The organism is Nonomuraea sp. NPDC003709, assembly GCF_040610775.1.
Lineage (GTDB): Bacteria > Actinomycetota > Actinomycetes > Streptosporangiales > Streptosporangiaceae > Nonomuraea > Nonomuraea angiospora_A.
Genome location: NZ_JBEXMW010000017.1, coordinates 136,073 through 159,362, shown reverse-complemented (window position 1 = coordinate 159,362; position 23,290 = coordinate 136,073). Strand labels below are relative to the sequence as shown.

Below are 23,290 nucleotides of genomic sequence, written 5' to 3'. Positions count from 1 at the left end.
CCTACCGGCGGCCGCGGAACGTGCGCCGCAGGTCGTCGACCCACTCCCCGGGGATCTCCCACGGGATGAAGTGGCCGCCGCGGTCGTGCACGGTCAGGTTGACGTGGTTGTACCAGGCGCCGCGGTCGCTGCCGGCGAAGTGCCGCACGCGCTGGTCGGTGGTGACGCCGGGCGGGTTCTCGTAGCCGACGAAGGTGATGCCGGTGGGGGCCTCGACGGGCGGCTGCCGGTCGTGGGAGGGGGTCCAGGGGTAGCGGTTGTTGTTGGCGTACGTGCGGATCGAGGTGCCGATCGAATTGCTCACCCAGAAGATCATGGCGTGGGTGAGCAGGTCGTCCTTGGTGAAGACCGACTCCAGGTCGCCGCCGTTGTCGCTCCAACTGGCCCAGCGCTCCAGGATCCAGGCGAGCATTCCGGCGGGCGAGTCGGTCAGGCCGTAGGCGAGCGTGCTCGGGGCCAGGACGTGGGCGGCGAGGTGGACGGCGAAGCGCCTGTCCAGGGCCACGATCCGGGCATGGACGTCGGCGGGCAGGCCGTCGGGGATGGGCTGCCCGCCGCTGAGGTCCCAGGCCCGGTCGCCGTTGAACAGCGTGAGCTTCTGCCCGGAGCCGATGTGGATGCCGTGCAGCTCGGCGGCGTACTTGTGCCCGAGCTGCCCCGTGACCATGGCTCCGACGTCGCAGCCGGCGGCGGCGTACCTCTCGTGGCCGAGGACCTGGGTCATGAGGATGTGCCAGAGGTCGGCGACCTTCCAGAAGTTCATGTCCGGGTGGTCCGGCAGCGGCGTGGAGAAGCCGAAGCCGGGGAACGAGGGGACGATGACGTCGAAGGCCTCGGCCGGGTCGCCGCCGTGCGCGCCGGGGTCGGCCAGCGGGTCGATGACCTTGGACCAGTGCCAGAACGTCCACGGCCAGCCATGGGTGAGGATCAGCGGCGTCGGGCTCGGGCCCACGCCGGGCTTGCGCATGAAGTGCACGGGGACGCCGTCGACCTCGACGCGGTAGTGCTCGTAGGCGTTGATCGCGGCCTCGGCCTTGCGCCAGTCGTAGCCGGTGTGCCAGTAGTCGACGAGCTCCCGCAGGTAGGCGCGGTTGACGCCGTAGCTCCAGTCGTCGTTGCCCGCGTCGTCCGGCCAGCGGGTCAGCTCCAGGCGCCGCCGCAGGTCGGCGAGCACGTCGTCGGGCACGTGGATCGGCTCCGGCGCCAGCGGGCTCCGGGTCTCGTCGCTCATCGTCGTCTCCTGCTCAGGTGCCATCGACCGCAAAATATATCAGAGATTTATTTAATTTCGTGATGTATCAGAGCGCGAGGCCGAGGTCGGCGATGAAGCGGGCCAGGCCGACGCGCTTGCGGAACAGCTCGCGCAGGTCGTCGGTGACCGGCTCGCCGAGGCGCTCGGCGGGGATCGCGGTGAAGGCGCTGCGCAGGACCAGCGTGGTGACGTACCCGGCCGCGGCGTCGCCGGCGGGCACGCCCTCGTCGGCCAGCCCCCGCTGGTACGCCGCCAGGATCGCCCGATGGATCACGGGCAGCTCGCCGGGCTCGGTCAGGCCGTCGTGCGCCAGGCCCACGAGCAGCTGGCCGAGGTCGAAGCCGATCGGCACCGGGTCCTGCCAGCCCCAGTCGATGGCCACGAACCGGCCGGGGTCGTCGGCGGGCACGAGGAGGTTCTGCGGCCCGGCGTCGCCGTGCGCCATGGTGTGCGGCAGGCGGTCCGCGGCCGCGAGCAGCGCGGGGATGCGGCGGGCCAGGGTGTCCAGGTCCATCTGCAGGAGCGGGTCGGCGTGCGCGGCGACGAGCGGGTGCCGCCAGAGGGCGGGGTCGCGCAGGATGGGCAGCGCGTGCTGGGTGAGCAACTGGCCGACGTAGGTCCGCAGCGCCGTACGGGGGCGGGAGTCGTCGGCGGGACGCTGCCCGGCGAGCCGGCCCAGCGCGCGGGCCGCGGCGGCGTACCTGGTCAGGTCCCACTCCCCCGGGGCGGTGCGGACGTCCTCCAGCCACAGGTCGAGGCGCTCGTCGCCGAGGTCGTCGACCAGGAACAGGCGGGGCAGCCGCAGCCCGGGCGGGAGGGGCAGGCCGGAGGTGTACACGTCGGCCTCGGTCCGCCACGGGAACCCGGCGACGAACTCCGTGCGGGCGGGCTCGGGGATCACGTCGATGTTCGCCCAGTGCCGGGCGGAATGCAGGGATTTGACGAAGAAGGACCAGGTGCGGCCGGACGCGGTCGTGCCGCTGACCCGGCGCAGGCCGCCGGTGGACGGGGTGCCGGACGTGTGGTCGATCGGCTCCACGCGGATGGACTCCACCTCGGCGCCCTCATCGTCCAGATATTTCCGTACAAGAGGGGTGAGGTGGGCGCGGGATGGCATCGCGGTCATGTGCAGAACCGTCTCCCGCCCCGGGAGGTCCCGCATAGAGCATGGCCTACTCAAACGTTCGCCCGTACCATCCCTCTGTGCGTCATCTGTGGCCCTTCGCCGGTCGGGAATCCCAGCTCGCGGCGATCCGATCGGCGGTGGAGGCCGGCGGCGCCGTCGTGGCCGGGCCGGCGGGCGCGGGCAAGAGCCGCCTGGCGGCCGAGGCGTTGTCCGGCGCCGGCGACGTGACCTGGATCCTCGCCACCGCCGCCGCCTCGGACCTCCCGCTGGGCGCCATGGCGCACCTGCTGCCCGCCCAGCCGCCGCACGGCAACGTGATCCGCTGGGCCGCCGACGCCCTGGGCCGCGAGCGGCTGGTGCTCATGGTCGACGACGCCCACCTGCTGGACCCGGTCTCGGCCGTGCTGGTGCACCACCTGGTGACCGGCGGCCGGGCACGCGTGCTGGCGACGACGCGCAGCGGGGAACGCGCGCCCGACGCCGTGACGGCGCTGTGGAAGGACGACCTGCTCCCGCGTCTGGACCTGGCCCCGCTGACGCTCCGGGAGGCGGGCCTGGTCCTGGCCGGAGCGCTGGGCGGGCAGGTCGAGGCGCCCACGGTCCGGCGGCTGTGGCGGGCCAGCGAGGGCAACGCGCTGTTCCTGCGCGAGCTGGTGCTGGCCGGCGAGTCGGGAGGCGCGCTCGCCGAGCGGCGCGGGGTGTGGCACTGGTCGGGCGAGATCCCGGTGACGACGCGGCTGCGCGAGCTGATCGAGAGCCGGATCGGCGACGTCGACCCCGGCGAACGGGCCGCGCTGGAGCTCGTCGCCCACGGCGAGCCGCTGTCCGTGGACGCGCTGTCCGCGCTCGCCCCGCTGGACACCCTTCGGCGTCTGGAGGACCGCCAGCTCGTCACGATCTCCCCGGAGCCCCTGCCCACCCGGCCCCTGGAACCCTTGTATTTTCCTGAGCCGCTGTCCGTACGGCTCGCGCATCCGCTCTACGGCGAGGTGATCCGGGCCGGGTGCGGCACGCTGCGTACCCGCGAGGTGCTCAGGAGCCTGGCCGACGAGGTGGGCGGCCGCACCGGCGCGGACCCGCTCCGCGTCGCGGTCTGGCGGCTCGACAGCGGGACGGCCGGCGACCCCGCCGCGCTCGTCGAGGCGTGCAACATCGCGCGGAGCGTCCGTGACCTGCGGCTCGCGGCCCGGCTCGGACGGGCCGCGCTGGCGGCCGGGGGTGGTTTCACGGCCGCCCTGGCGCTGGCGTCGGTGCTGTTCTACGACGACCGGTACGACGAGACCGAGACCGTCCTGCCGGACCTGGCCGACGCCCCGGCGGACGACATGACGCGGGCCGACCTGGTGTCCGTGCACGCGCTCAACCTCTTCTGGGGGTTGGGCCGGGAGGCCGAGGCCCGGGCCATGCTGACGGACGCCTGCGCCACGATGACCGGTACGGAGCCGCGCCAGGGCCTCCTGGTGATGCGCGGCTCCATCGAGTACACGATGGGCATGTTCGACCAGCTCGGGCGGTCGGTCGCGGAGATCCGCCGGATCGCCCCGCTCAGCTCCCGGTTCGAGCTCGGGCTGGCCCCGCTGGAGGGAGGCAGGCTCGTCCACGAAGGACGCGCCCGGCAGGCCGTCGCCCGCGTGGACGAGGCGTTCGGCAGCGTCGGAGACCTGCCCGGATGGCTGCCGTCGCTCACGGCCACGCTGGCGGAGACGGGGGTCGGCGCCGCCGTTCTCGCCGGCGACCTGGCCGCGGCGCGCCGGTTCGCCGACGTGGGGTACCGCATCGGCGAGGACTACGTGGGCTGGGACCGTGCGCTGATCATGTTCGGGGCGCTGCGCGGCCGGGTGGCCAGGCTCCAGGGTCGGCCCGCCGAGGCCGTCCGGCTGTGCAGGCAGGCCGCCGTGCGGCTGCGGGGCCGTACGCTGCACGGCGGGCTGTGCCTGGCCGAGCTGGCCCACGCGTACGCGCTCACCGGCGACGTGGCCGCGGTGCGGGCGACCACGGAGCTGGCCGCAGAGCTGGGCCTGCGGGTCGGTCACCAGGTCGAGTTCGCCTTCCGGCTGGCGCGGCCGTGGGCGCTCGCGGCCGACGGCGACCTGGCCGGGGCGGTCGAGGCGGCGCTCGAGACCGCCGACTCGGCCGGGGAGCTCCGAGCGTACGAGCTGTACGCCCTGCACGACGCCGTCCGGCTCGGCGCCTCCGGCCTGGTCGCCGACCGGCTCGCCCGGCTGGCCGCCTCCGTGGAAGGCGACCTGGCCCCGATCCTCGCCCGGCACGCGGCGGCCGAGGACGTTCCCCAGGAGCTCGACGCGGTGTCGCTGGCCTTCGAGTCGCTCGGCATGCTGCTGCACGCGGCGGAGGCCGCCGCCCAGTCCGCGGCCGCGTACCGGAGGCAGGGGCTGCCGCGGCGGCAGCGGGCCGCCGAGACCCGCGCGTGGCGGCTGGCCCGCCGCTGCGAAGGCGCCCGCACCCCGGCGCTGACCGGCCTGGCCGCGCCGCAGCTGACCGCCAGGCAGCGGCAGATCGCGCAGCTGGCCGCCTCGGGCCTGAGCAACCAGGACATCGCCGACCGGCTGGTGCTCTCCCGCCGGACGGTCGCGAACACGCTCGTGCAGGTCTACGAGCGGACCGGACTGAACAGCCGGGCCGAGCTAGCCGACCTGCTCTTCACCTGACCGGGGCGGGCTCACGTAGTGGTACACCAGCGCCGGCTCACCGGCCGCGTTGAGCCAGCGGGCGCGGCCGCTGCCGACCCTGCGCCAGCCGGAGCGTTCGTAGAACGCTATGGCGGCCGTCCCCTCGGAGGAGACCTCCAGCTTGAGGGGGGTTTCGACGGCGGCGCGCACGGTGTCGAGGAGCCGGGCGGCCAGGCCGCGCCCGCGGGCGGCGGGGGTGACGAACAGGCGGGTGACCTCCATGTCCCGGGTGAGCGCCACGTGGCCGAGCACCGCCTCCGCCTCGACGGCTATCCACGCCCCGATCAGGCCGTCCGGCGTCAGCCAGCCGGCCGGGTCGCGCGGCCAGTCCACGGGGTAGCGGTCACTGGCCTGGACCTCGGCGAGGGCCTTCGTGCAGGCGTCCAGGTCGTCGGGGGTTCTGTCGCGGATCTCCACGCGGGCCAGCCTACGAGGCTCAGGGGCGGACGCCGCCATCAGCGGCCGGTCACGGGAGTTGGGGGTGAGCGGCTCTTCGCGCCCGGAGTCAGTCGGGCGGGCTTGCCGCGTACGCGCCGGATCCGCGGTCGTGCGATATCGTTAAACCGCTTTAACAGTGGGGATAAGGGGGATGGATGCCTCGCCGGGCCGTTCCTGAGGATGGTCGGCCTCGTCCCTCGACGATCCGGGACGTGGCCAAGCACGCCGGTGTGTCGGTGGCCACCGTGTCGCGGATCCTGTCGGGCTCGTACCCGAGCGCTCCCGCCACCCGGAGCAAGGTGATGCGGGCGGTCCGGGAGCTCGACTACGTGGCCAACGCCCACGCGCGAGGGCTGGCGGGGGCGCGGCCGAAGAGCGTGGCGATCGTGGTGAACTCGGTGGTGTCCCCGCATTACGCGCATGTGGCGCAGGGCGTGCAGGACCAGGCGGTGCGCGAGGGCCGGCTGTGCATCGTGGGCACCACGGGCGGGGACGCCGAGCGGGAGCTGGCCATGGTGCGGCTGCTGCGGGAGGAGCACGCCGAGGCGGTGATCCTGGTCGGCAACATGCCGATCGACGACGCCTACCGGGAGCGGATGGCGGACTACGCGCGGGCGCTGGCGGTGGCGGGGTCGCGGCTGGTGTTGTGCGGGCGTCCGGCGCTGGGGGAGGAGGTGCCGGCCATCGTGGTGGAGTACGACAACACCGGTGGCGCCCATGCGATCACCAGTCATCTGCTCTCGGCCGGTCACCGGCGGATCCTGTTCCTCGGGCGGCGGGCCGGTTACACGACGCCGGAGAGCCGGATCGCGGGCTATCGGGCGGCGCTGGCCGCGCACCGGGTGGCGCATGACCCCGGGCTCGAGGTGGACAGCGTGGTGATGGACCGGCGCGAGGGCTACCGCATGATGCGGGAGCGGCTGGAGGCGGGGCCGCGTGACTTCACCGCGGTGTTCGCCGGGAACGATCTGCTGGCGGCCGGGGCCCGGGCGGCGTTGCGGGAGCGCGGCCTGCGGGTGCCGGACGACGTGTCGCTGGTCGGTTTCGACGACCTCCCGCCGGCCGACGACATCGATCTGACCACCGTGCACGTGCCGCACGAGGAGCTGGGCCGGACCGCTGTGCGGCTGGCCCTGGACACCGACACGGCCGGGATGAGCCGGCACGTGATGCTCGGCACGCACATCATCGTCCGCGACTCCGTCCGCCCTCTTCTGCACGTCTGAGGCGGAGTTAAACCGTTTACAGGGACGGTGCCACTCCATCGAAGGTCTGCCCAGGTGGATGCCGTAGTATCCGGTCCATGTCCTCCCCCCTGCGCCTCCCGCCTGCCGACCCGCAGCTGTCCGATTTCACCGGCTGGACCCGTGCCCACTGGGAGAGCGTGGCGGACCACCTGCTCGACTCCGTGGCGCCGTACGCCACGGACGGTTTCGCCCAATACCGCCTGCCCGGGCGGGCGAGCCGGTCGGGCACCGTCAGCGACGGGCTGGAAGGCTTCGCCCGCACGTTCCTGCTCGCGGCCTTCCGCATCGCCGGGGCGGGCGGCGACGTGCCGCCCGCCCTGCTGGAGCGCTACGCCGCGGGGCTGGTGGCCGGCACCGATCCCGCGCACCCGTACGCCTGGCCACCCCTGACGGACATGTCGCAGCCGCTCGTGGAGGCCGCCTCCATCGCGCTCGCGCTGCACGAGACCCGGCCCTGGCTGTTCGACCGGCTGTCACCGGAGCAGCGGGAGCGGGTGGTGGCCTGGCTGGCCGGGTTCGTCGGGCGGCGCACGCCGGACAACAACTGGGTGCTGTTCCAGGTCGTCGTGGAGCAGTTCCTCGCCGAGGTGGGCGGGCCGCACGACCCCGGCGAGATCGCCGGCGGGCTGGAGCGGATCGAGGAGTGGTACGTCGGCGACGGCTGGTACTCCGACGGCAAGGGCAAGAACTTCGACTACTACTCCGGCTGGGCGATGCACCTGTATCCGTCGCTGTGGGCGCGGATGGCCGGCGACACCGCCCGCGGGCGGCTCTACGCGGATCGCCTGCGCCGGTTCCTGGAGCAGTACCAGCACCTGTTCGCCGCCGACGGCGGGCCGGTGCACCAGGGGCGGTCCCTGATCTACCGGTTCGCGACGGTCGCGCCGCTCTGGCTGGGCGCGCTGACCGGCGCCTCGCCCCTGCCCCCTGGGCGGACCAGGCGGATCGCGAGCGGCGTGCTGCGCCACTTCGTCGAACGCGGCGCCCCCGACGAGCGCGGCCTGCTCACCTGCGGCTGGTACGACGCCTTCCCGCCCGGCACCCAGGACTACTCCGGCCCCGCCTCGCCGTACTGGGCCAGCAAGGCCTTCCTCGGCCTGCTGCTGCCGCCCGGTCACCCGGCCTGGACGGACGCCGAGGCGGCCGCGCCGGTCGACCGCGCCGACCAGGTCGTGGCGATGTCCCCGCCGGGCTGGCTGCTGCACGCCACCCGCGAGGACGGCGTCGTCCGGCTGGTCAACCACGGCAGCGACCGCGACCGCGTCCAGGACCCCGCGGGGCCGCCGGACCCGCACTACCTGAGGCTCGCCTACACCAGCCACACCGGCCCCGACATCGGCGAGCAGGCGGTCGACGGGCAGCTCGCCGTCGTCTCACCGCAGGGGGCGCCCTCCCGGCGGCGCCGCATCGAACCCCTCGCCGTGAGCGAGCGCTTCGCCGCCTCGGCGTACCAGGACGGGCCCGTCCGCGTGGTGACCGCCTCCGTGGTCGACGGCGCGGCCGAGATCCGGATCCACCAGGTCACGGCGCCCGCCGGACACCAGGTACGCGACGGCGGCCACGCGGTGGCCGGTCCGCGGCCGCCCGAGGCCCGGTCCGGGGACACCTGGGCGCTGGCCCGGCGCGCGGACGGCCTGACCAGCGTGGTGCGCGGGCTGCACGGCTACACGGGGGCGGGCGTGGCGCGCGGGCACGGCGTGAACGCCTTCGGAACGCACTCCGCCACGCCGTACCTGATCCGCGACGCCCACCCGGGCGGGACCGCCGTGTACGTCAGCCTGGTCCTGCTCACGGCGGCCGAACGGGAGCCGGCGATGCCGGAGGTGCTGGTGAACGGGGACGAGGTCACCCTGCGGCCGCCCGCCGGGGATCCGATTACGGTCCGCCTCGGCGCCGTCCCCGACCCTGGTCATGCCCGCGGGCCGGCAGGGGGAGTGGCACGTGCGCAAGACCTGTGTGACCACCCGCCTCTGACCCGAAGGGGTAGTTCGTCCTACGAATTGTCAGGCATTTGAATGTTACCCTGAACGCGTGGAAAAGCATGATGAGGAGCGGATCGGGGTGGTGGCCGCGCTGGTGCGGTCCACGTTCCTGACGAACGCCGTGTACGCCGAGTCCGCCAGGGAATATGGCCTCACCTCGCAACAGGGGCAGTTGTTGTGCGTGCTGATGGCGCAGCCGTACGGCATGAGCGAGCTGGGCGCGATGCTGGGGCTGGCCAAGTCCAGCCTCACCGGCCTGGTGGACCGCACCGAGCGCAACGGCCTGGTCCAGCGCAGACCGGACCCGCACGACTCGCGCGCGCTGCGGATCGCGCTGACCAGGAAGGGTTCCGAGCTCGCCGCGGAGTTCTACACGGAGACCTGCGCGCGGATCGAGAACCTGACGGCGGGCCTCGCCGCCGCCGACCGTGACGCGCTCGCGGACCTGCTCGGCCGGGTCGTGCAGGACAACAAGGTCCCCGTGGTCTTCCTGGAGCCCGGCGAGGGGGCCCACTCGTAAAGCTGCCCCGGGTTGCAGTTCGTGTAGCGAACTAATATGGTTCGTAGCACGAACTCAACCTATTCTGTTGATCGGGGCGTGCAATCATGAGTCGTAAAGTTGTGGTCGTCGGCGGTGGTTACGGCGGTTCGGCGCTGGCCAAGGCGCTGGACGCCGAGGCCGAGGTCGTCCTCGTCGATCCCCGGGACGCGTTCTTCAACACGGCCGGGTCGCTGCGGTCGGTGACCCGGCCGGAGTGGGGGAGCAACATGTTCTTCCCCTACAGCGGGTTCCTGACCCGGGGCACGGTGGTCCGCGACCGTGCGGTCTCCGTGGATCCCGGCGGCGTCACCCTGGCCTCGGGGCAGCGGGTCGAGGCCGACTACCTGGTCCTGGCCACCGGCTCCAGCTACACCTACCCGGCCAAGCCCGTCGCCGACTCCACCGAGCAGGTCCTGGACGACCTCCGCGCGACCCACAAGGAGCTGGCCGGCGCCGAACACGTGCTGATCCTGGGCGCCGGCCCGGTCGGTCTGGAGCTGGCCGGGGAGATCAAGGAGGTCTGGGCGCACAAGCACGTGACCGTCATCGACCCGGCCGGGCAACTCCTGCCGGCGTTCGAGCCGGAGCTGCGCCAGGACCTGCACCGCCAGCTCGATGAGCTCGGCATCCACCTGCGGCTGGGCACCCACCTGACCGCGCCGCCGGCGACCGAGCCCGGCGAGGCCGGGACCTTCACCGTCACCACCGCCGATGGGGAGGAGATCACCGCCGACATCTGGTTCCGCGCCTACGGCGTGCGCGTCAACAGCGACTACCTCGCCGACGGCCGGCTCACCACCCGCACCCCGCAAGGGCAGGTGCGGGTCACCGAGACGCTCAACGTCCACGGGTACGACCACGTCTACGCGATCGGCGACATCACCGACGTGCCCGAGGCCAAGATGGCCGGGTACGCGATGCAGCACGCCGAGGTGGTCGCGGGCAACATCCTCGCCCAGTTGCGCGGCGAGCGGCCCACCGCCGCCTACCGGCCTCTGCCCCACCCCATGATCCTGCTCCCGCTCGGACCGCGCGGCGGCGTCGGCCAGCTGCCCGGCCCCGACGGCCCGGCCGTCGTCCCGGCCGAGACGGTGTCGGCGTACAAGGGCGCCGACCTGTTCACCGGCCGCTTCACCGAGCAGTTCGGCGCCGCCTGAAGGCCTCCCGGCCGCGGCAGGTGTGATCATGAAAATCGAAAGGAAAGGCAGAACCTTGTCCGGACACGACGTAGTCTTCGGCTTCGGCGCGCACAGCGGCGTCGACGAGGCGCCGGAGCTGCTGCGCATGGCCCAGCAGGCCGACCGCGACGGTCTCGACCTCCTGTCGCTGTCGGACCACCCCTACATCGGCAGGCGCCTGGACGCGTACGCCGCCCTCGGGTTCATCCTGGGGAGTACGCAGCACGTCGCCGGCCTCGTCAACGTCACCAACCTGCCGACCCGCCCCGCTCCCATGCTGGCCAGGACCGTCACGTCGTTGTCGGCGCTGTCGCAGGGCCGCGTCGTGCTGGGCATGGGCGCGGGCGGGCTGTGGGACCGGATCGCCGACATGGGCGTGCCCCGGCTGTCGCCGGGCGCCGCCGTGGACGCCTTCGAGGAGGCGATCGTCCTGGTCAAGAAGCTGTCGGGCGGCGGCCCGCCGGTCACCTACGAGGGCCGCCACTACCAGGTGCGCCAGATCGAGCCGGCTCCCGTGGCCGCTCCTCCGGTGTGGACGGGATCGAACGGCGCGAAATCCCTGGCCGCCACCGGCCGGGTGGCCGACGGCTGGCTCCCCGGCCACGCGGCGGACTGGCTCAGCGAGCGCTACCGGACCTCGCGGCCGATCATCGACGAGGCGGCGGCGGCCGCGGGCCGGGATCCACGCGAGATCCGTACGATCTACAACTTCCCGGGCCGCATCACCGACCGGCCGCTGCCCGCCACCCGTGACGGCGACGGCCGCTGGATCGGCGGCTCCGTGGGCCAGTGGGTCGAGGAACTGACCGGGGCCGTGCTGGAGCACGACGCCTCGGGTTTCATCCTCTTCTCGGCCGATCACGGCGTGGCCGACCTCGTCACCCTCGGCCGCTGGGCCGGGGAGATCGTCCCGGCCGTGCGCGAGGCGATCCAGGCCTCCTGAGGCGGCGCGTCAGCCGTACGCCCGGGAAGAACGTGAGGGCGTAACCCGCGAAGACCAGGTCCACCACGAAGAACGCCCCAAGGGCCCAGAGGTCGTGGCTTCCCGGGGCGTGGACCTTGCCGCCGCCGTGGCCCGCGTACAGGGCCGGAGCCTGGTCACCGGCGGACAGTTCGTCCTCGTCGCGGCCGTGGAGCCAGGCGTCGGCAAGGCGCAGGCCGCCGTCGTCCGAGCGGAACGAGCCCTGCCACGAGCAGATGCCGTAGATGGAGCATTCGAGATGCTCGGCCGTGAACGTCCCCGTGGTGCCCTCGCCGCGCGCCGCCCGGATCTCCGGCGCCGCCGCGAGCACGGCGAAGTACGCGCTCACCACGGCCAGCGCCAGCATGCCGAGGCCATAGAGCTCGACGACACCGAGCCGGAGCCCGCCCCCACGGGCCCCAGCCTTCGCCCTGCGCGTCCTTCCGGCTGATCCGCCGGGCCCCCGTCCTTGCCGCAACGCCCACCTCCCGGTCGGGTGTGTGCTTCCCCTCCTCAGCATGCACCCGCCGGGAGGACGGGGGTGGCTCAGCCGAGCAGCTCGGAGCCGGAACTTCAACTGCCGCACGGTCGACGGTGCGGCGGCATTCGCGCGGCGCTCCCCGCGGAATTCGCCCGGCGATATACGGAGCGTGGTCACCTGAACGCGTATCTTTTCCGAGCCGCCCACGGCAATTCCGGGCCGAACTCGAGAAAGAAACGGGCGCGGCGGAGAAGTCAAATTCCGGACATCGGCCCCCGGCATGAGTCGTGACTCGGCGGGGGACAAAACGCTCATGCGAAGCACGCCGGGGCCCCATTTACGCGCATTCCCCACGACGTTATCAGTCGGCCGTAAGGCGCGCGCCCACGCCCGGTAACGCCGTTTACCCGGAAGGCCCCACGCCGGCACGCGCCGGAGGGCTCGCACCGGCGCGGAAACCGCGGTCATTCACCGGTCGCGAACCCCATTTGATTTCCCCGGTTACCGGGGCGCAAGGGCTCACACGAAATGGCAGGCATCCGCACGGATCAGCACACTTTCATAAAGGAGCGGCTTTGGCGCTGGTGGTGGCTTTGCCGGACGCGGGTTGACAGGTCACAGCGTCGGGGGCTTCTCCGGCGAGAAGAAGTCCGCGAGCGCCATAGCCAGTGCCTCTGGAGCCTCCTCCGCCATGTGGTGCCCCGAATCGATGCCGTGTCCCCGCACATCCCTCGCCCATCCTTGCCAGATCGCGAGGGGGTCGCCGTGGAGCTCCTCCAGATCGTCCCGGAGCGACCACAAGACCAGCAAGGGACACGCCACCCGCTTCCCGGCAGCGCGGTCGGCCTCCTCGTCGTGCCGATCCACGGTGAGGCCGGCTCGATAGTCCTCGAGCATGGCCCGCACCACCTCGGGACGGCGGGTGGCTGCGCGCCACTCGTCGTAGTTCTCCCGTCCCATCCTCGCCGGGTCGCCGTGATACCAGCTGTCCGGGTCGGCGTTGATGACACGCTCCGGGATCTCCGGCTGAGCGAAGAAAAACCAATGCCACCAGCTGGTCGCGAACTTGGCGTTCGCTCGCCTGAGGTGCTCACTGATCGGGATGCAGTCGAGCAGGGCAAGGCGTACGACGGCGGCCGGGTGATCGAGCGCGAGCCGCAAGGCCGCATAACTCCCGCGGTCGTGCCCCACCGCGGCGAATCGCTCGTGGCCCAGCGCCCGCATGAGACGTATCATGTCGCCCGCCATGGCGCGTTTGGAGTGGGCGGAGTGATCCGGACTCGGTGCCGGGCCGCGCGACCTGCCGTAGCCGCGCAGGTCTGGGCACACCACCGTGAAGCCTTGCCGCACGAGGCGGGGCGCGACCTCATGCCACGTGGCGGACGTGCGGGGATGCCCGTGTAGCAATAAGACGGGACATCCCTCGCCGCTATGGCGGACGTACAACGACGCGTCGCCCACATCGATGTTCTCGCTCACGAACCCTTCGAACATGCGGCTGGTGCTTCCCCGAAGCCCGGCCGATGAACGCTAGGCAGCCGCTTGATGATCGGCCGTTCGCGCCGTCACGCTGCGCCAGCCGAAGGCGACGGCGCCGGTCAGGAGCGCCACCCCGGACAGCACGCCGCTGACGAGCGGCACCCAGGCGACCGCGCCCGTCGGGGCCAGGAGCAGGCCGGCGACGCCGAGCACGGTGAGGACCACACCGGGTACGGCGATGCCCCGGTCCTTCCAGATCGGCGCCAGGGCGATGAAGTGCACGCCGACCACGAACGCGACCCAGGCCACGTTGGCCTGCTCGGGGAGCCCCCAGGCGGCCAGCACCCGGAGCCCGCCGAAGAGCAGGAGAGCCTCGGCGGCGACGACGATCAGGTAACCACGGCCGAACATGTTCGGCCGCGGTCCCCCGCCGGTGTGCTCTCTCCGGGCCGCGACGAACCACATGGCGATCACACTCGCGGCGGCCAGGCAGGCGGCCGCCCGCAGGACGTTCACGGTCAAGGTGTTCAGCGGGCTCTGCGCGTTGACGACGACGAAGACCGCGCCGAAGACCGCGCCGACCAGCAATCCAGTCATACGTTGCATGACGTTCATTGAACTGCGCGCCGGATCCCGCCCGCAGGGGGGCTGGGACGAGGACGGGGTAGTCCTGGCCCTACCCCGCCGCCCTACCCCGCTGCACCGCGCAGGTAGGCGAGCACGGCCAGCACCCGCCGGTTGTCGTCGGCGGTCGCGGGCAGTTCGAGCTTGGCGAACACACTGGCCACGTGCTTGCCGACGGCCGCCTCGGTGATCGACAGGGCGCGGGCGACGGCGCTGTTGGAGCGCCCTTCGGCGATCAGCGCGAGCACCTCGCGCTCCCGCTGGGTCAGCCGGTGCGCAGGCTCGGTGGTCTCCCTGGCCCTGGCCCAGGTCTGCTCGAACAGGTCGATGAGGATGGCGATCAGGCTCTGCTGCCTGATCACGAGAGCCCCCGGCGCGTAGGGGACGGGGGTGATCCGGACGAACGCCACCGCGCGGTCGAAGACGAGCAGTTGCTGGATCGGCTCGTCGATGACCCGGTGCAGGTCGCCGGTGGCGTGCAGCTCCCTGATCCGGGCCGCCTTGCGGGGGTCGTCCAGGACGCTCGCGTGGACGATCGTGCGCATCGTCATGCCGCGCCGCAGGGCGTCCAGCACGCGGAGGCGGCTCTTCTGCTCCTCGCGGCCGTGCTCCGCCGAGCCCACCGGGTGCATGGCGCGCAGTTCGCGGGCCGTGGCGGCGGCCTGCGCGATCTGCTCCCGGACGAGCTCGTTGTCCTCCACCCGCTCGACGTCGACGGGGATGCCGCGTAGCTCGCCCACCACCTCCTCCAGCCGATGGGCAAGCTGGGCCAACGCCACGCTCTCGTTCACACGCCCCCTCATCCGTATGGGGACATTCTGACCGATCCCTTGGCGGCACTTGTGGCGGACGTTACAAGAGAGGTCCAAGTGAGTCCCAAGGCGGGCCGGGGAGCATGGTCCCTCTTCTGTGGAAAGAAAGGGACCCCCGATGAGAAGGACAGCGTTGCTGCTGGGTGCCGCGCTGCTCAGCAGCCTGCTGGCCGCCCCTCCGGCGCTCGCCGCCCCCGCCGTCAGTTCGGCCGCCCCTGCGGTCAGGACGGCCGCGCCTGCGGTCAGGACGGCCAAGGTCAAGGCGAGCCCCGCCAAGCAGTCCGGCGCCTGCCCCACCACGGTCGGCTTCTCCGCCGTGGTCGCGGCCAAGGGCCGGGGAACCGTGCGTTACCGCTGGGTACGCGGTGACGGCAGCAAGGGCGCCATCAAGAGCTTCCGCGTCAACGGCACGCGCAAGGTGGTCGTGACCGACCGCCAGACGTTCGACCGGAGCACCTCCGGCTGGCAGGCCGTGGAGATCCTCGGCAGGAAGGGGCTGTCGGCCAAGGGCCGCTTCAGCGTCGCGTGCGCGGGCCCCGTCGTGGTGTGGGGCGGCGCTCACCCGCTGCCCGCCGAGCCCGGCAGGCCGCTGGTCGCCGCGGCCGACGTCGAGGCGAGCCCGGTGACCTACCGCGGCGCCTGCCCCACGACGGTGTTGTTCACGGGCACCGTCCAGGTGTCGCGCACGCCCGCCAAGATCGACTACCAGTGGATCGACAGCAGCGCGGGGGAGGGGCGGCCCGAGTCGCTGTACTTCGCGGCGGGCGGGCCCCGTACCCGGCAGGTGACGCTGCCGCTGTCCGTGGGCAGCTCCACCGGCGGCTGGAAGGCCATCCGCATCCTCAACGCCGGCGGCCGCGACTCCGGACGCGCCACCTACCAGGTGACCTGCTCCACCACACCCACGACGCCTCCGTCCACGACCCCTCCGCCGACGTCGCCGCCTCCTACGACGCCTCCGCCCACCTCGCCTCCGCCTACGACGCCGCCTCCCACGACGCCTCCGCCTACGACGCCGCCGCCCGCGCAGAAGCCGGTGCCGCAGATCGTCGACGTCACCCCCGGCGACTACGAGGGCAGCTGCCTGGAGCCCGTCTCGTACCAGGCCACCGGCCGTATCTCGCTCCCGGCCGGCCCGGCGCGCAAGGTCACGTACTGGTGGATCCTCGACGGCGTCAAGTGGACGCCGCAGACCGTCGACTTCCCCGCCGGCGACCAGCCCCGCACCCGTGACGTGTCCGCCACCTGGAGCCTCGACTCCGGCCGGAACGGCACCCACACGCTCGGCCTCGCGACCGAGGGCGGGCCCGGCGAGCCGGCCGAGCGCGAGTTCTCCTTCACCTGCGTCGACGAGGGCGGCGACGCCAAGCTGACCGTCGAGTACATGCTGACCTCCCATTTAGCCGGCCAGTGCGACGGGTCGTTCAGCCTGATGGCGGACGCCATGGTCGTGACGGACCGCGCGGCCGACGTCAAGTACCGCCTGGTCGTCGACGGCAAGCCGGGCACGCTCAGGACCGCCAAGCTCAAGCCCGGTGTACGGAGCAGGATCGGCGACTTCTGGTACAGCAACGCCAGGTCCAGCGGCTCCGGCGTGGTCCGCCTGGAAGTCCTGAACCACAACAAGCCCGCCAAGCAGGAGCCCTACACCTGGACCTGCACGCAGCCCGACCCGTCGCCGGGCACGGTGCAGATCACCGAGATCGAGTCGGTCGGCTACTACGGGGACTGCGTCGCCGACCCGTACCTGACGGCCTTCGGCGAGTTCAAGGCGCCGGCGGGTACGGAGGTCAGCTACCACTGGGTCATCGACGGCCAGGCCGGGGAGACCTTCACCCACAAGATGCCGGAGGGCGGGGTCATCGGCATCCAGGCGTTCAGCTGGAGCCGGCCGGCCAGGACCGACGGCACGATCAAGATCGAGGTCCTGAACCACAACAAGCCGACGGCGCAGACCACCTACCCCATCCGCTGCGAGAAATGACGACCCGTGCGTGCCGTCGTCCCGGCGACGGCACGCACACCGCCCGCGCCGACCGGGGCCCGCGAGTCGATAGCAGGCCGTTTTCGTCCGCCATGAGCCAGTCTGGAAGACGGTAGCCCGCTAACAGAGGTGATCGTCGTGACTGACCTGTCCGGATTTCAGCATCCCCGCCTGGCCCGCGTGTACGTCCAGGCCTCCGCCGCCGCGGACCTGCGCGGCGGGCGGGAGCACCGGCAACGGCTCCTGGACGGGCTCGAGGGCCGGGTGATCGAGATCGGCGCCGGCAACGGCCGCAACTTCGCCCACTATCCCAAGACGGTCAGCGAAGTCGTCGCGGTCGAACCGGAGGACACCCTGCGCCGCTTCGCCGAGGCCGAGGCCGCCTCGGCGCCCGTGCCCGTGCGGGTCGTGGCCGGCCACGCCGAGGCTCTGCCGGGCGAGGCTCAGGCCTTCGACGCCGCGGTGGTCTCGCTCGTGCTGTGCAGCGTGCCCTCACCACCGGCGGCGCTGGCCGAGATCGCCCGGGTGCTCAGGCCGGGCGGGGAGCTGCGCTTCTACGAGCACGTACGATCGTCCAACCCGGCGCTCGGCCTGCTCCAGGACGCGATCACCCCGGTGTGGCGGCGCATGGCCGGAAGGTGCAGTCCCAACCGCGACACGCTCGCCGCGATCCGGCGGGCGGGCTTCGCCGTGGACGAGGTCGAGCGGTTCGCCTTCGCGCCGCAGCCGCCCATCCCCGCCCTCGCGCACGTCCTCGGCCGGGCTCACCGGACCACGTAGAGCACCCCCGGTCAGGGGCGGACCGCGCCGAGCAGGCGGGTGCGCCAGTAGTCGTCCAGATCGACGACCTTGATGACGTCCCCGGTCTGCGGCGCGTGCACCATCTTCCCGTTGCCGGCGTACATGCCCATGTGTCCCAGCCCCTTGCTGAAGAGCAGGTCCCCGGGCTGCAACGCGTTCAGGGGGACGCGGCGGGCGGAGCCCCAGCTCCACTGGGTCCAGGTCGTACGGGGCAGCTCGACCCCCGCCTGCCGCCAGGCGGCCTGGGTCAGGCCGGAGCAGTCGTAGGAGCCCGGTCCCGTGCCGCCGAACCGGTACGGCTTGCCCACCTGGGCGAAGGCGAACTGCAGTGCCGCGCGGGCGTTGCCGGAGGCCGGACCCGTGTACTTGATGCCGGCGCTGTTGGGGTCGCCGGCGTTGAAGGCGCCCAGCCTGCGCAGCAGCTTGGTCTGCTCGGCGATCAGTTTCTCGATCTTGGACTTCTCGCCGCTGACCTTGTCGCGCGCGGCGTCGGACTCGGCCAGGGTGCTCTTGGCGTCGTTGCGCCGGTCGCGCAGCTCCTTGGTGGCCGCCTCGTAGGCGCGGACCTTGGCCGCCCGGGACTCGGCCATCTCCCGGAAGGAGGCCATGCTGTTCAGGATCGCCGTGGGATCGGCCTGGCCTGCGAGCCCCTCCCACCCCCTGATCGGTCCGAACTGGTAGTCGTTGACGGCCAGCCGGACGAGGTCGTCGCGCAGGGAACTGGCTCGGGCGTCCTTGAGGCGGAGCTCGGTGTTGAGGGTGTCGTACTTCTTCTTGGCCTTCTTGTACGCCTCCGTGGCCTGGTTGTACCGCTCGACCACCTGGTCGGCCTGCTCGTTCAGTTTCACGAGCTTGGCTCTGGCCTTGGCCGGCGACGGCTCGGCCACGGCCGCGCCGGGAGTGACGGCCAGTGCGACCAGGGACAGGGCCGCGGCCGCCGCTGTTCGTCCAAGCCTTGTCGGCAGGGCCACTACGACGCCTCCTCGTAAATCTCCAGAACCTGGGGCGAAATAGTACAGAAGTGAAAGGGCTGTCTGGCCTGTTTGCGGCATCGAGAATCCGGAACGGCGGGTACTACCTGCGCTAGGGGACGATCACGCCGGTCCAAGAGGAGATACGCACGCAGTGCCGCCGGCGTTCAACGGGAGACTCAGGGTGTTGGGACGTCTACTACTATGGCTTGTAGTTGTTCTGTTGTCCGGGTGAGCAGTGACGCCGCTGGCTATCCTGGCGCGAATACTAAGGTCGGCAGCTGTGAGGGGGCGAGCGCGTGGCACGGCGGTTGCTCTTGCCCGGCCTCCCCTGGCTGCTGCCTCTGCTGATCGCGTTCGGCGTGGCCGGCATGCACACGCTGGGGCATCTCGGCTCTCACCATGGCGGCGCCGTCGTTCAAGGCTCGCACGTTCACGCCTCTCCCGTGGAGTCTTTCGGGACGGACCGGGGTGAGGTCGCGATCTGCTCGCGGGACGCGGCCGGGTTCGATCCGAGCGACGTGTGCCTGGCCGTGCTCACCTCGGTCATCGCGCTTCTGATCGCGGTCGTCTGGGCCGCCACACTCTACTGGCGTGCGGGGATGGGCGGATGGGGGTCCCCGGCGCGTACGGCGGCCAGAGCGCCGCCGCGCCGCCTGGCGCCGAACCCCGCAGTGCTCTCGGTGATGCGCATATAGGCCGAAATATCGGCGGACGGGCTGAAAAGCCCGGTTCGCGATGACGGCCTGCGTACCTCCATCACCGAAGGAAAAAACACCATGTTCACGAATATGAGGATCTCGGCTGCCACCGCGGCGGCCGGAGCCGTGCTCGCGCTGGTCGCCGGCTGCGGCGGCACCGACAGCGGCTCGATGGGGCCGGACATGGCCGGCATGTCCAGCAGCGCACCCGCCGCGACGACGGCGAGCGCCTCGCCCGCGGCGGCGTTCAACGACGCGGACGTGATGTTCGCGCAGATGATGATCCCGCACCACCAGCAGGCGGTCGAGATGGCCGACCTGGCCGCGACCAGGGCCGCCGACAAGGAGGTCAAGGAGCTGGCCGCGAAGATCAAGGCCGCTCAGGACCCGGAGATCCAGACCATGCAGGGCTGGCTCACGGCGTGGGGCAAGCCGATGCCGTCCGAAGGCATGGACCACGGGATGGGCCATGACATGCCCGGCATGATGTCCGAGGACGACATGAAGAAGCTGGAGAAGGCCAAGGGCGGCGCGTTCGACCGGCAGTTCGCCGAGCTGATGATCGCCCATCACGAGGGTGCGATCCAGATGGCGCGTACCGAGCAGACGCAGGGCTCCAACGCCGAGGCCAAGGAGCTGGCCAAGACCATCGAGACCGCCCAGCAGGCCGAGGTCGCCCAGCTGCGGGAGATCCTCGACCGCCTCTAGGAGACGGCCTTCAGGAGCCGGTGGCCCGCCGCACGGCGCGGCGGGCCCCGGGACCGACCGGCTACCGCCCCGATCCGCTCCGGGATCACTCTCCCTGCTCCAACTCCTTGTCCGGCTTCACGTCGCGCAGCACCGTCAGCCGCAGATGGTCCCCGATCACGATGCCCGGCCCGTGCATGCTGGAGATGGCCTTCGCCAGCTCGATCAGCGTGTGCCGGTCCGGCCGTGTCCGCCGGCGCAGGCGTCGGGGGGCGCCGTTAGTCACCGGGTTGCCGGCCGTGGCGTCAGATTCATGCGGATCCCGTCCGCGGCCCACAGCACAAACCGTTCGACGGGGACGACGTCGTGTCCGGAGGCCGGCTGGAAGCGGAATCTCCTCAGAAGGATCGCCAGCACCAGTTCGGCCTCCACCATGGCCAGGCTCGCGCCTTCGCAGCTGCGCGGACCGAGGCCGAACGGGATGTAGGCGTAGCGAGGTCGGTCGGCGACCTGGTCGGGGGTGAAACGGCCAGGGTCGAACGTCTCGGGATCGGGCCAGTACCGCGGGTTCATGTGGACGGCCCAGAACGGATAGAAGATGGTCGTCCCGGTGGGGATCTCGTAGCCGGCCAGGACGAGATCCTCGGTGGTCTCGCGGGCCCCGTACGGACCCGGCGGATACAGGCGCATCGATTCCTTGAGCGCCATCTGGAGCCGGGTCAGCCGTTTGAGGTCGGCGTACTCGGGTGCGACACGATCGGACAGGACCTCGTCGATCTCCGCCGTGACCCGCTCGGCCTCGGCGGGGTGCCGGGAGAGCAGGTAGAGGGTCCACGAGACCGCCACGCCGGTCGTGTGGTGGGCGGCAAGCATGATCATCAATACGGTGTCCCGCACGCGGGCCGGGCTCATCCCCGCCGCGACCAACGCCGCGGCCAGGGCGTTGCCGTCCTGCTGGGCCGAGGCGAGCACGTCGTTCACGGTTGCGCGCAGGTAGGCCAGGGCCTCCTGGGCACGCTTCCGTCTCTGCTCCTCGGTTCCCGGGTCGGCCGGTTGGTACTGACGGCCCAGGTACTCCGTGAGCACGACCTCGAAGGCCGTCACGACCTTGTCCGGGTCGTGGACGCCGTTGCCGAGGGCGTACTGGCAGATCATCCGGAGCGACAGCGCGCTCAGGTCCTTCTGCAACTCGACCGGTCCCTCGCCGGCCTGTTTCGCCCACCGGTCCGCCAGCCGGCCGGCGAGCGCGGTCAAGCCGGGGAAGTGGGCCTCGTGGGAGCGGCGACCGGCCAGTACGGACAGGACCGCGCGGCGCCATGGCGTGTGCTCGTCCGCGGGCAGGGTCTGCAGGTTGCCGGCCTCACACAGCGGGGCCAGGAACTCGAACAGCGCTTCCGGCCGTTTGTTGACCCCGGCGGTGGCCTCGAGCAGCACCGGGTCCGCGATGGAGACCGCTGAGTCCGTGCCGGGCAGCTCGAAACGTACGACCGGCCCGTATTCGGCGTGCAGCCGCAGTTGGTAGGCGTGCAGGCCGCCCGCGGTAGCGATGTCATGCAGCCCGCCGTCACCTCGTACGGGCGGTCCGGGGATCACCGACACGGTCACCTCCATGGACATACGGATCTCTTCTACGTATCTCCCGTGAGTGGCTGCTTGGCAAGGTGCCCAGCACCCGCGGCAGCCTCCGGCGACCGTCACCGCCTCGGGTCCGACCCGCTCACCCGCAGGTGGCCGTTCAGTGATCAAGGATGAGAGCGGAGGCTCACAGCGGCAGCTCCAGCGTGACGGTCGTTCCGTTGCCGACCGATGAGGCGATGTCGTACCGCCCTCCCAACGCGGCGGCCCGGGCGTGCAGCTTGCTCCGGTCGATGACCTCGTGCGAGCCGAGCCCCGGCCCGTCGTCGCAGACGGTCAGCCTCAACGTGACCCCGGCGGTCAGCGCCATCGAGACGTACGTGGCCTGCTCGACGGCCGAGAACGCGTCGACGAGCACCGCGAAGGCGAGGCGGCCCGCTTCGTGGGGAACCGCACCCTCCGGCAACGCCCACACCTCCACCGGAATCCTCGCCTGCTTGCCCCAATCGGCCACGAACGCCTTCACCGACTCCCGCAGGCCCGCGACAGGCGATGGCCCAATGATCACATCCGGTACCACGGTCATGACACTCCCTCCTTACGGCACCAGGGTCGTGGAGGGGTCTTGGAGCCACATGGTGATGAGATGAGAGTCCCATGAATCGTGTCAGCGTCCTGCGTCCGGCTGGTTTGCGACGTCCTCTGGCAGGAGTGGGGCCGAAGCCGTCACGCACGTTGCAAAGACGGACCCGCCGCAGGGCTGGGCTGCGGCGGGTGGTGGTGGCGTCCAGCCGCGCCAGGAGGCAGGAGAGAACCCCGTCGCGCGGAGAAGCACCACGGGACGCACAGGCGCCTGGCAGGCGCGGACCCCATACGTCCCGTGGAGCAAGACTTCCGCGTGGTCAGTCGCTGTCCAGCGGCTCCAGCACAAACACCGGGATCTCCCGGTCCGTCTTCTTCTGATAGTCGGTGTACGGCGGATACGCCGCCACCGCACGCTCCCACCACTCGGCCTTCTCCGCGCCGGTCACCTCACGGGCCTTCATGTCCTGCTTGGCAGGGCCGTCCTGAAGTTCCACATGGGGGTGGGCCTTGACGTTGAAGTACCAGACGGGGTGCTCGGGAGCGCCACCCTGCGAAGCGACCACGGCGTATCGGCCTTCGTGCTCCACACGCATCAGCGGCGTCTTGCGGATCTTGCTGCTCTTGGCACCCAGGGTGGTCAGCAATATGACGGGCATTCCCGTATCCATCAGAGTCGTTCCCTTGGTGCCGCCGGAGCTCTCGTACAGCTCCACTTGCTCGCGCACCCACTGCGCCGGGCTGGGTTCGTACTCACCCACAAGAGGCATGGCATCCATCCCTTGGTCGGTCAACTCACGTTCAGGACGCTCCAACACCCGGCTCGTGCGTTTTCATCCACAACTCAGTCTTGGTTGTCAAGTGCTGGGCCCCGGCACGCATACCCGCGCGAACCCACATAGGGTCATCCCGGATTCCCTGGCCTCCTCCAGCACGGCGGCCAGGTCGGGGGCCTGCTCGGCAAGCACGTCGATCCCCTCGTGCAGGTAGTCATACGCGGTGCTCTCGCCGATCCTGCGAACCAGCGCGGCACCAGCACCGCCTGCTCCCGCGTTCCCTTCCGCATGCCCATCGCACGCCGGTGAGCCGCGAGTTTGCCCGCCAGGAACTCGGCGGTGGACCGATCGACCGCCAAGGTGGCGGTGAATGTGACACTGGACGACACGTGAAGCCCTCGC

The 23,290-nt window shown here is 71.5% G+C and carries 22 protein-coding genes and 1 pseudogene; 10 read left to right on the top strand and 13 right to left on the bottom strand.

Annotated features, from left to right (window positions below; translation table 11 throughout):
* Position 1: 1 nt before the first annotated feature.
* Together ABZX61_RS41560 and ABZX61_RS41555 are read right to left on the bottom strand one after the other, a co-directional pair.
* Entirely contained in the window at positions 2-1,255 is a 1,254-nt protein-coding gene (locus tag ABZX61_RS41560) for an epoxide hydrolase (RefSeq protein ID WP_355202365.1), read from the bottom strand.
* A 43-nt stretch (positions 1,256-1,298) separates the two neighbouring features.
* Positions 1,299-2,378, bottom strand: coding sequence for a hypothetical protein (locus ABZX61_RS41555; RefSeq protein ID WP_355202363.1), 1,080 nt, complete (start codon positions 2,376-2,378; stop codon positions 1,299-1,301).
* A gap of 77 nt (positions 2,379-2,455) precedes the next feature.
* On the opposite strand from ABZX61_RS41555, the gene ABZX61_RS41550 reads away from it, so the two are divergent.
* Positions 2,456-5,047, top strand: coding sequence for a LuxR C-terminal-related transcriptional regulator (locus ABZX61_RS41550; RefSeq protein WP_355202360.1), 2,592 nt, complete (start codon positions 2,456-2,458; stop codon positions 5,045-5,047).
* Here the strand turns inward: ABZX61_RS41550 and ABZX61_RS41545 are convergent.
* A complete protein-coding gene (locus tag ABZX61_RS41545; RefSeq protein WP_355202357.1) occupies positions 5,024-5,485 on the bottom strand; it encodes a GNAT family N-acetyltransferase in 462 nt (153 codons plus the stop codon). The genes ABZX61_RS41550 and ABZX61_RS41545 overlap by 24 nt on opposite strands.
* Positions 5,486-5,718: 233 nt before the next feature.
* Between ABZX61_RS41545 and ABZX61_RS41540 the strand changes: the two genes are divergently transcribed.
* The 5 genes from ABZX61_RS41540 to ABZX61_RS41520 all read left to right on the top strand — a co-directional run bounded on the left by ABZX61_RS41540 (position 5,719) and on the right by ABZX61_RS41520 (position 11,397).
* Positions 5,719-6,732, top strand: coding sequence for a LacI family DNA-binding transcriptional regulator (locus ABZX61_RS41540; protein WP_355202354.1), 1,014 nt, complete (start codon positions 5,719-5,721; stop codon positions 6,730-6,732).
* Positions 6,733-6,809: 77 nt separating this feature from the next.
* Positions 6,810-8,768, top strand: coding sequence for a DUF2264 domain-containing protein (locus ABZX61_RS41535; protein WP_355202351.1), 1,959 nt, complete (start codon positions 6,810-6,812; stop codon positions 8,766-8,768).
* A gap of 16 nt (positions 8,769-8,784) precedes the next feature.
* Entirely contained in the window at positions 8,785-9,255 is a 471-nt protein-coding gene (locus tag ABZX61_RS41530; RefSeq protein WP_350732244.1) for a MarR family winged helix-turn-helix transcriptional regulator, read from the top strand.
* An 86-nt stretch (positions 9,256-9,341) separates the two neighbouring features.
* Entirely contained in the window at positions 9,342-10,433 is a 1,092-nt protein-coding gene (locus ABZX61_RS41525) for an FAD-dependent oxidoreductase (protein WP_355202348.1), read from the top strand.
* Between the two features lie 55 nt (positions 10,434-10,488).
* The gene (locus ABZX61_RS41520) at positions 10,489-11,397 is read left to right on the top strand and encodes an LLM class flavin-dependent oxidoreductase (RefSeq protein ID WP_355202345.1); all 909 of its coding nucleotides are present in this window, start codon (positions 10,489-10,491) and stop codon (positions 11,395-11,397) included.
* Here the strand turns inward: ABZX61_RS41520 and ABZX61_RS41515 are convergent.
* The 4 genes from ABZX61_RS41515 to ABZX61_RS41500 all read right to left on the bottom strand — a co-directional run bounded on the left by ABZX61_RS41515 (position 11,333) and on the right by ABZX61_RS41500 (position 14,790).
* Positions 11,333-11,782 (bottom strand): hypothetical protein, encoded by a 450-nt coding sequence (locus tag ABZX61_RS41515; protein ID WP_355202342.1) that lies wholly within the window; start codon positions 11,780-11,782, stop codon positions 11,333-11,335. The genes ABZX61_RS41520 and ABZX61_RS41515 overlap by 65 nt on opposite strands.
* A 729-nt stretch (positions 11,783-12,511) precedes the next feature.
* Entirely contained in the window at positions 12,512-13,390 is an 879-nt protein-coding gene (locus ABZX61_RS41510) for an alpha/beta hydrolase (RefSeq protein ID WP_355202339.1), read from the bottom strand.
* Positions 13,391-13,426: 36 nt separating this feature from the next.
* Entirely contained in the window at positions 13,427-13,972 is a 546-nt protein-coding gene (locus tag ABZX61_RS41505) for a hypothetical protein (RefSeq protein WP_355202336.1), read from the bottom strand.
* 92 nt (positions 13,973-14,064) lie between these two features.
* The gene (locus ABZX61_RS41500) at positions 14,065-14,790 is read right to left on the bottom strand and encodes a LuxR C-terminal-related transcriptional regulator (RefSeq protein WP_355202334.1); all 726 of its coding nucleotides are present in this window, start codon (positions 14,788-14,790) and stop codon (positions 14,065-14,067) included.
* A gap of 139 nt (positions 14,791-14,929) precedes the next feature.
* Here ABZX61_RS41500 and ABZX61_RS41495 point away from each other — a divergent pair, with 139 nt between their 5' ends.
* Positions 14,930-16,795 carry a hypothetical protein gene (locus tag ABZX61_RS41495; protein WP_355202332.1) on the top strand — a complete coding sequence of 622 codons (1,866 nt, stop codon included), beginning with the start codon at positions 14,930-14,932 and terminating at the stop codon, positions 16,793-16,795.
* Between the two features lie 138 nt (positions 16,796-16,933).
* A complete protein-coding gene (locus tag ABZX61_RS41490; protein WP_355202329.1) occupies positions 16,934-17,575 on the top strand; it encodes a class I SAM-dependent methyltransferase in 642 nt (213 codons plus the stop codon).
* Between the two features lie 11 nt (positions 17,576-17,586).
* Here ABZX61_RS41490 and ABZX61_RS41485 read toward each other — a convergent pair whose 3' ends face one another.
* Positions 17,587-18,567 carry an NlpC/P60 family protein gene (locus tag ABZX61_RS41485; RefSeq protein ID WP_355202326.1) on the bottom strand — a complete coding sequence of 327 codons (981 nt, stop codon included), beginning with the start codon at positions 18,565-18,567 and terminating at the stop codon, positions 17,587-17,589.
* Between the two features lie 299 nt (positions 18,568-18,866).
* On the opposite strand from ABZX61_RS41485, the gene ABZX61_RS41480 reads away from it, so the two are divergent.
* Positions 18,867-19,265 (top strand): hypothetical protein, encoded by a 399-nt coding sequence (locus ABZX61_RS41480; protein WP_355202323.1) that lies wholly within the window; start codon positions 18,867-18,869, stop codon positions 19,263-19,265.
* Between the two features lie 93 nt (positions 19,266-19,358).
* Complete coding sequence (locus ABZX61_RS41475) at positions 19,359-19,976, top strand: DUF305 domain-containing protein (protein ID WP_355202320.1); 618 nt, start codon at positions 19,359-19,361, stop codon at positions 19,974-19,976.
* 85 nt (positions 19,977-20,061) lie between these two features.
* On the opposite strand, the gene ABZX61_RS41470 is transcribed toward ABZX61_RS41475, so the two are convergent.
* From ABZX61_RS41470 to ABZX61_RS41450, 5 genes and pseudogenes are all read right to left on the bottom strand, one after another.
* Complete coding sequence (locus ABZX61_RS41470) at positions 20,062-20,241, bottom strand: hypothetical protein (protein ID WP_355202317.1); 180 nt, start codon at positions 20,239-20,241, stop codon at positions 20,062-20,064.
* The gene (locus tag ABZX61_RS41465; RefSeq protein ID WP_355202314.1) at positions 20,238-21,572 is read right to left on the bottom strand and encodes a cytochrome P450; all 1,335 of its coding nucleotides are present in this window, start codon (positions 21,570-21,572) and stop codon (positions 20,238-20,240) included. The genes ABZX61_RS41470 and ABZX61_RS41465 overlap by 4 nt, the downstream gene beginning before the upstream one ends.
* 145 nt (positions 21,573-21,717) lie before the next feature.
* Positions 21,718-22,116 carry a hypothetical protein gene (locus ABZX61_RS41460; protein WP_355202311.1) on the bottom strand — a complete coding sequence of 133 codons (399 nt, stop codon included), beginning with the start codon at positions 22,114-22,116 and terminating at the stop codon, positions 21,718-21,720.
* A gap of 316 nt (positions 22,117-22,432) precedes the next feature.
* Entirely contained in the window at positions 22,433-22,882 is a 450-nt protein-coding gene (locus tag ABZX61_RS41455; protein WP_355202668.1) for a nitroreductase family deazaflavin-dependent oxidoreductase, read from the bottom strand.
* A 171-nt stretch (positions 22,883-23,053) separates the two neighbouring features.
* Positions 23,054-23,247: pseudogene (locus ABZX61_RS41450) on the bottom strand (IS5/IS1182 family transposase); the annotation flags it as partial.
* Positions 23,248-23,290 lie beyond the last annotated feature (43 nt).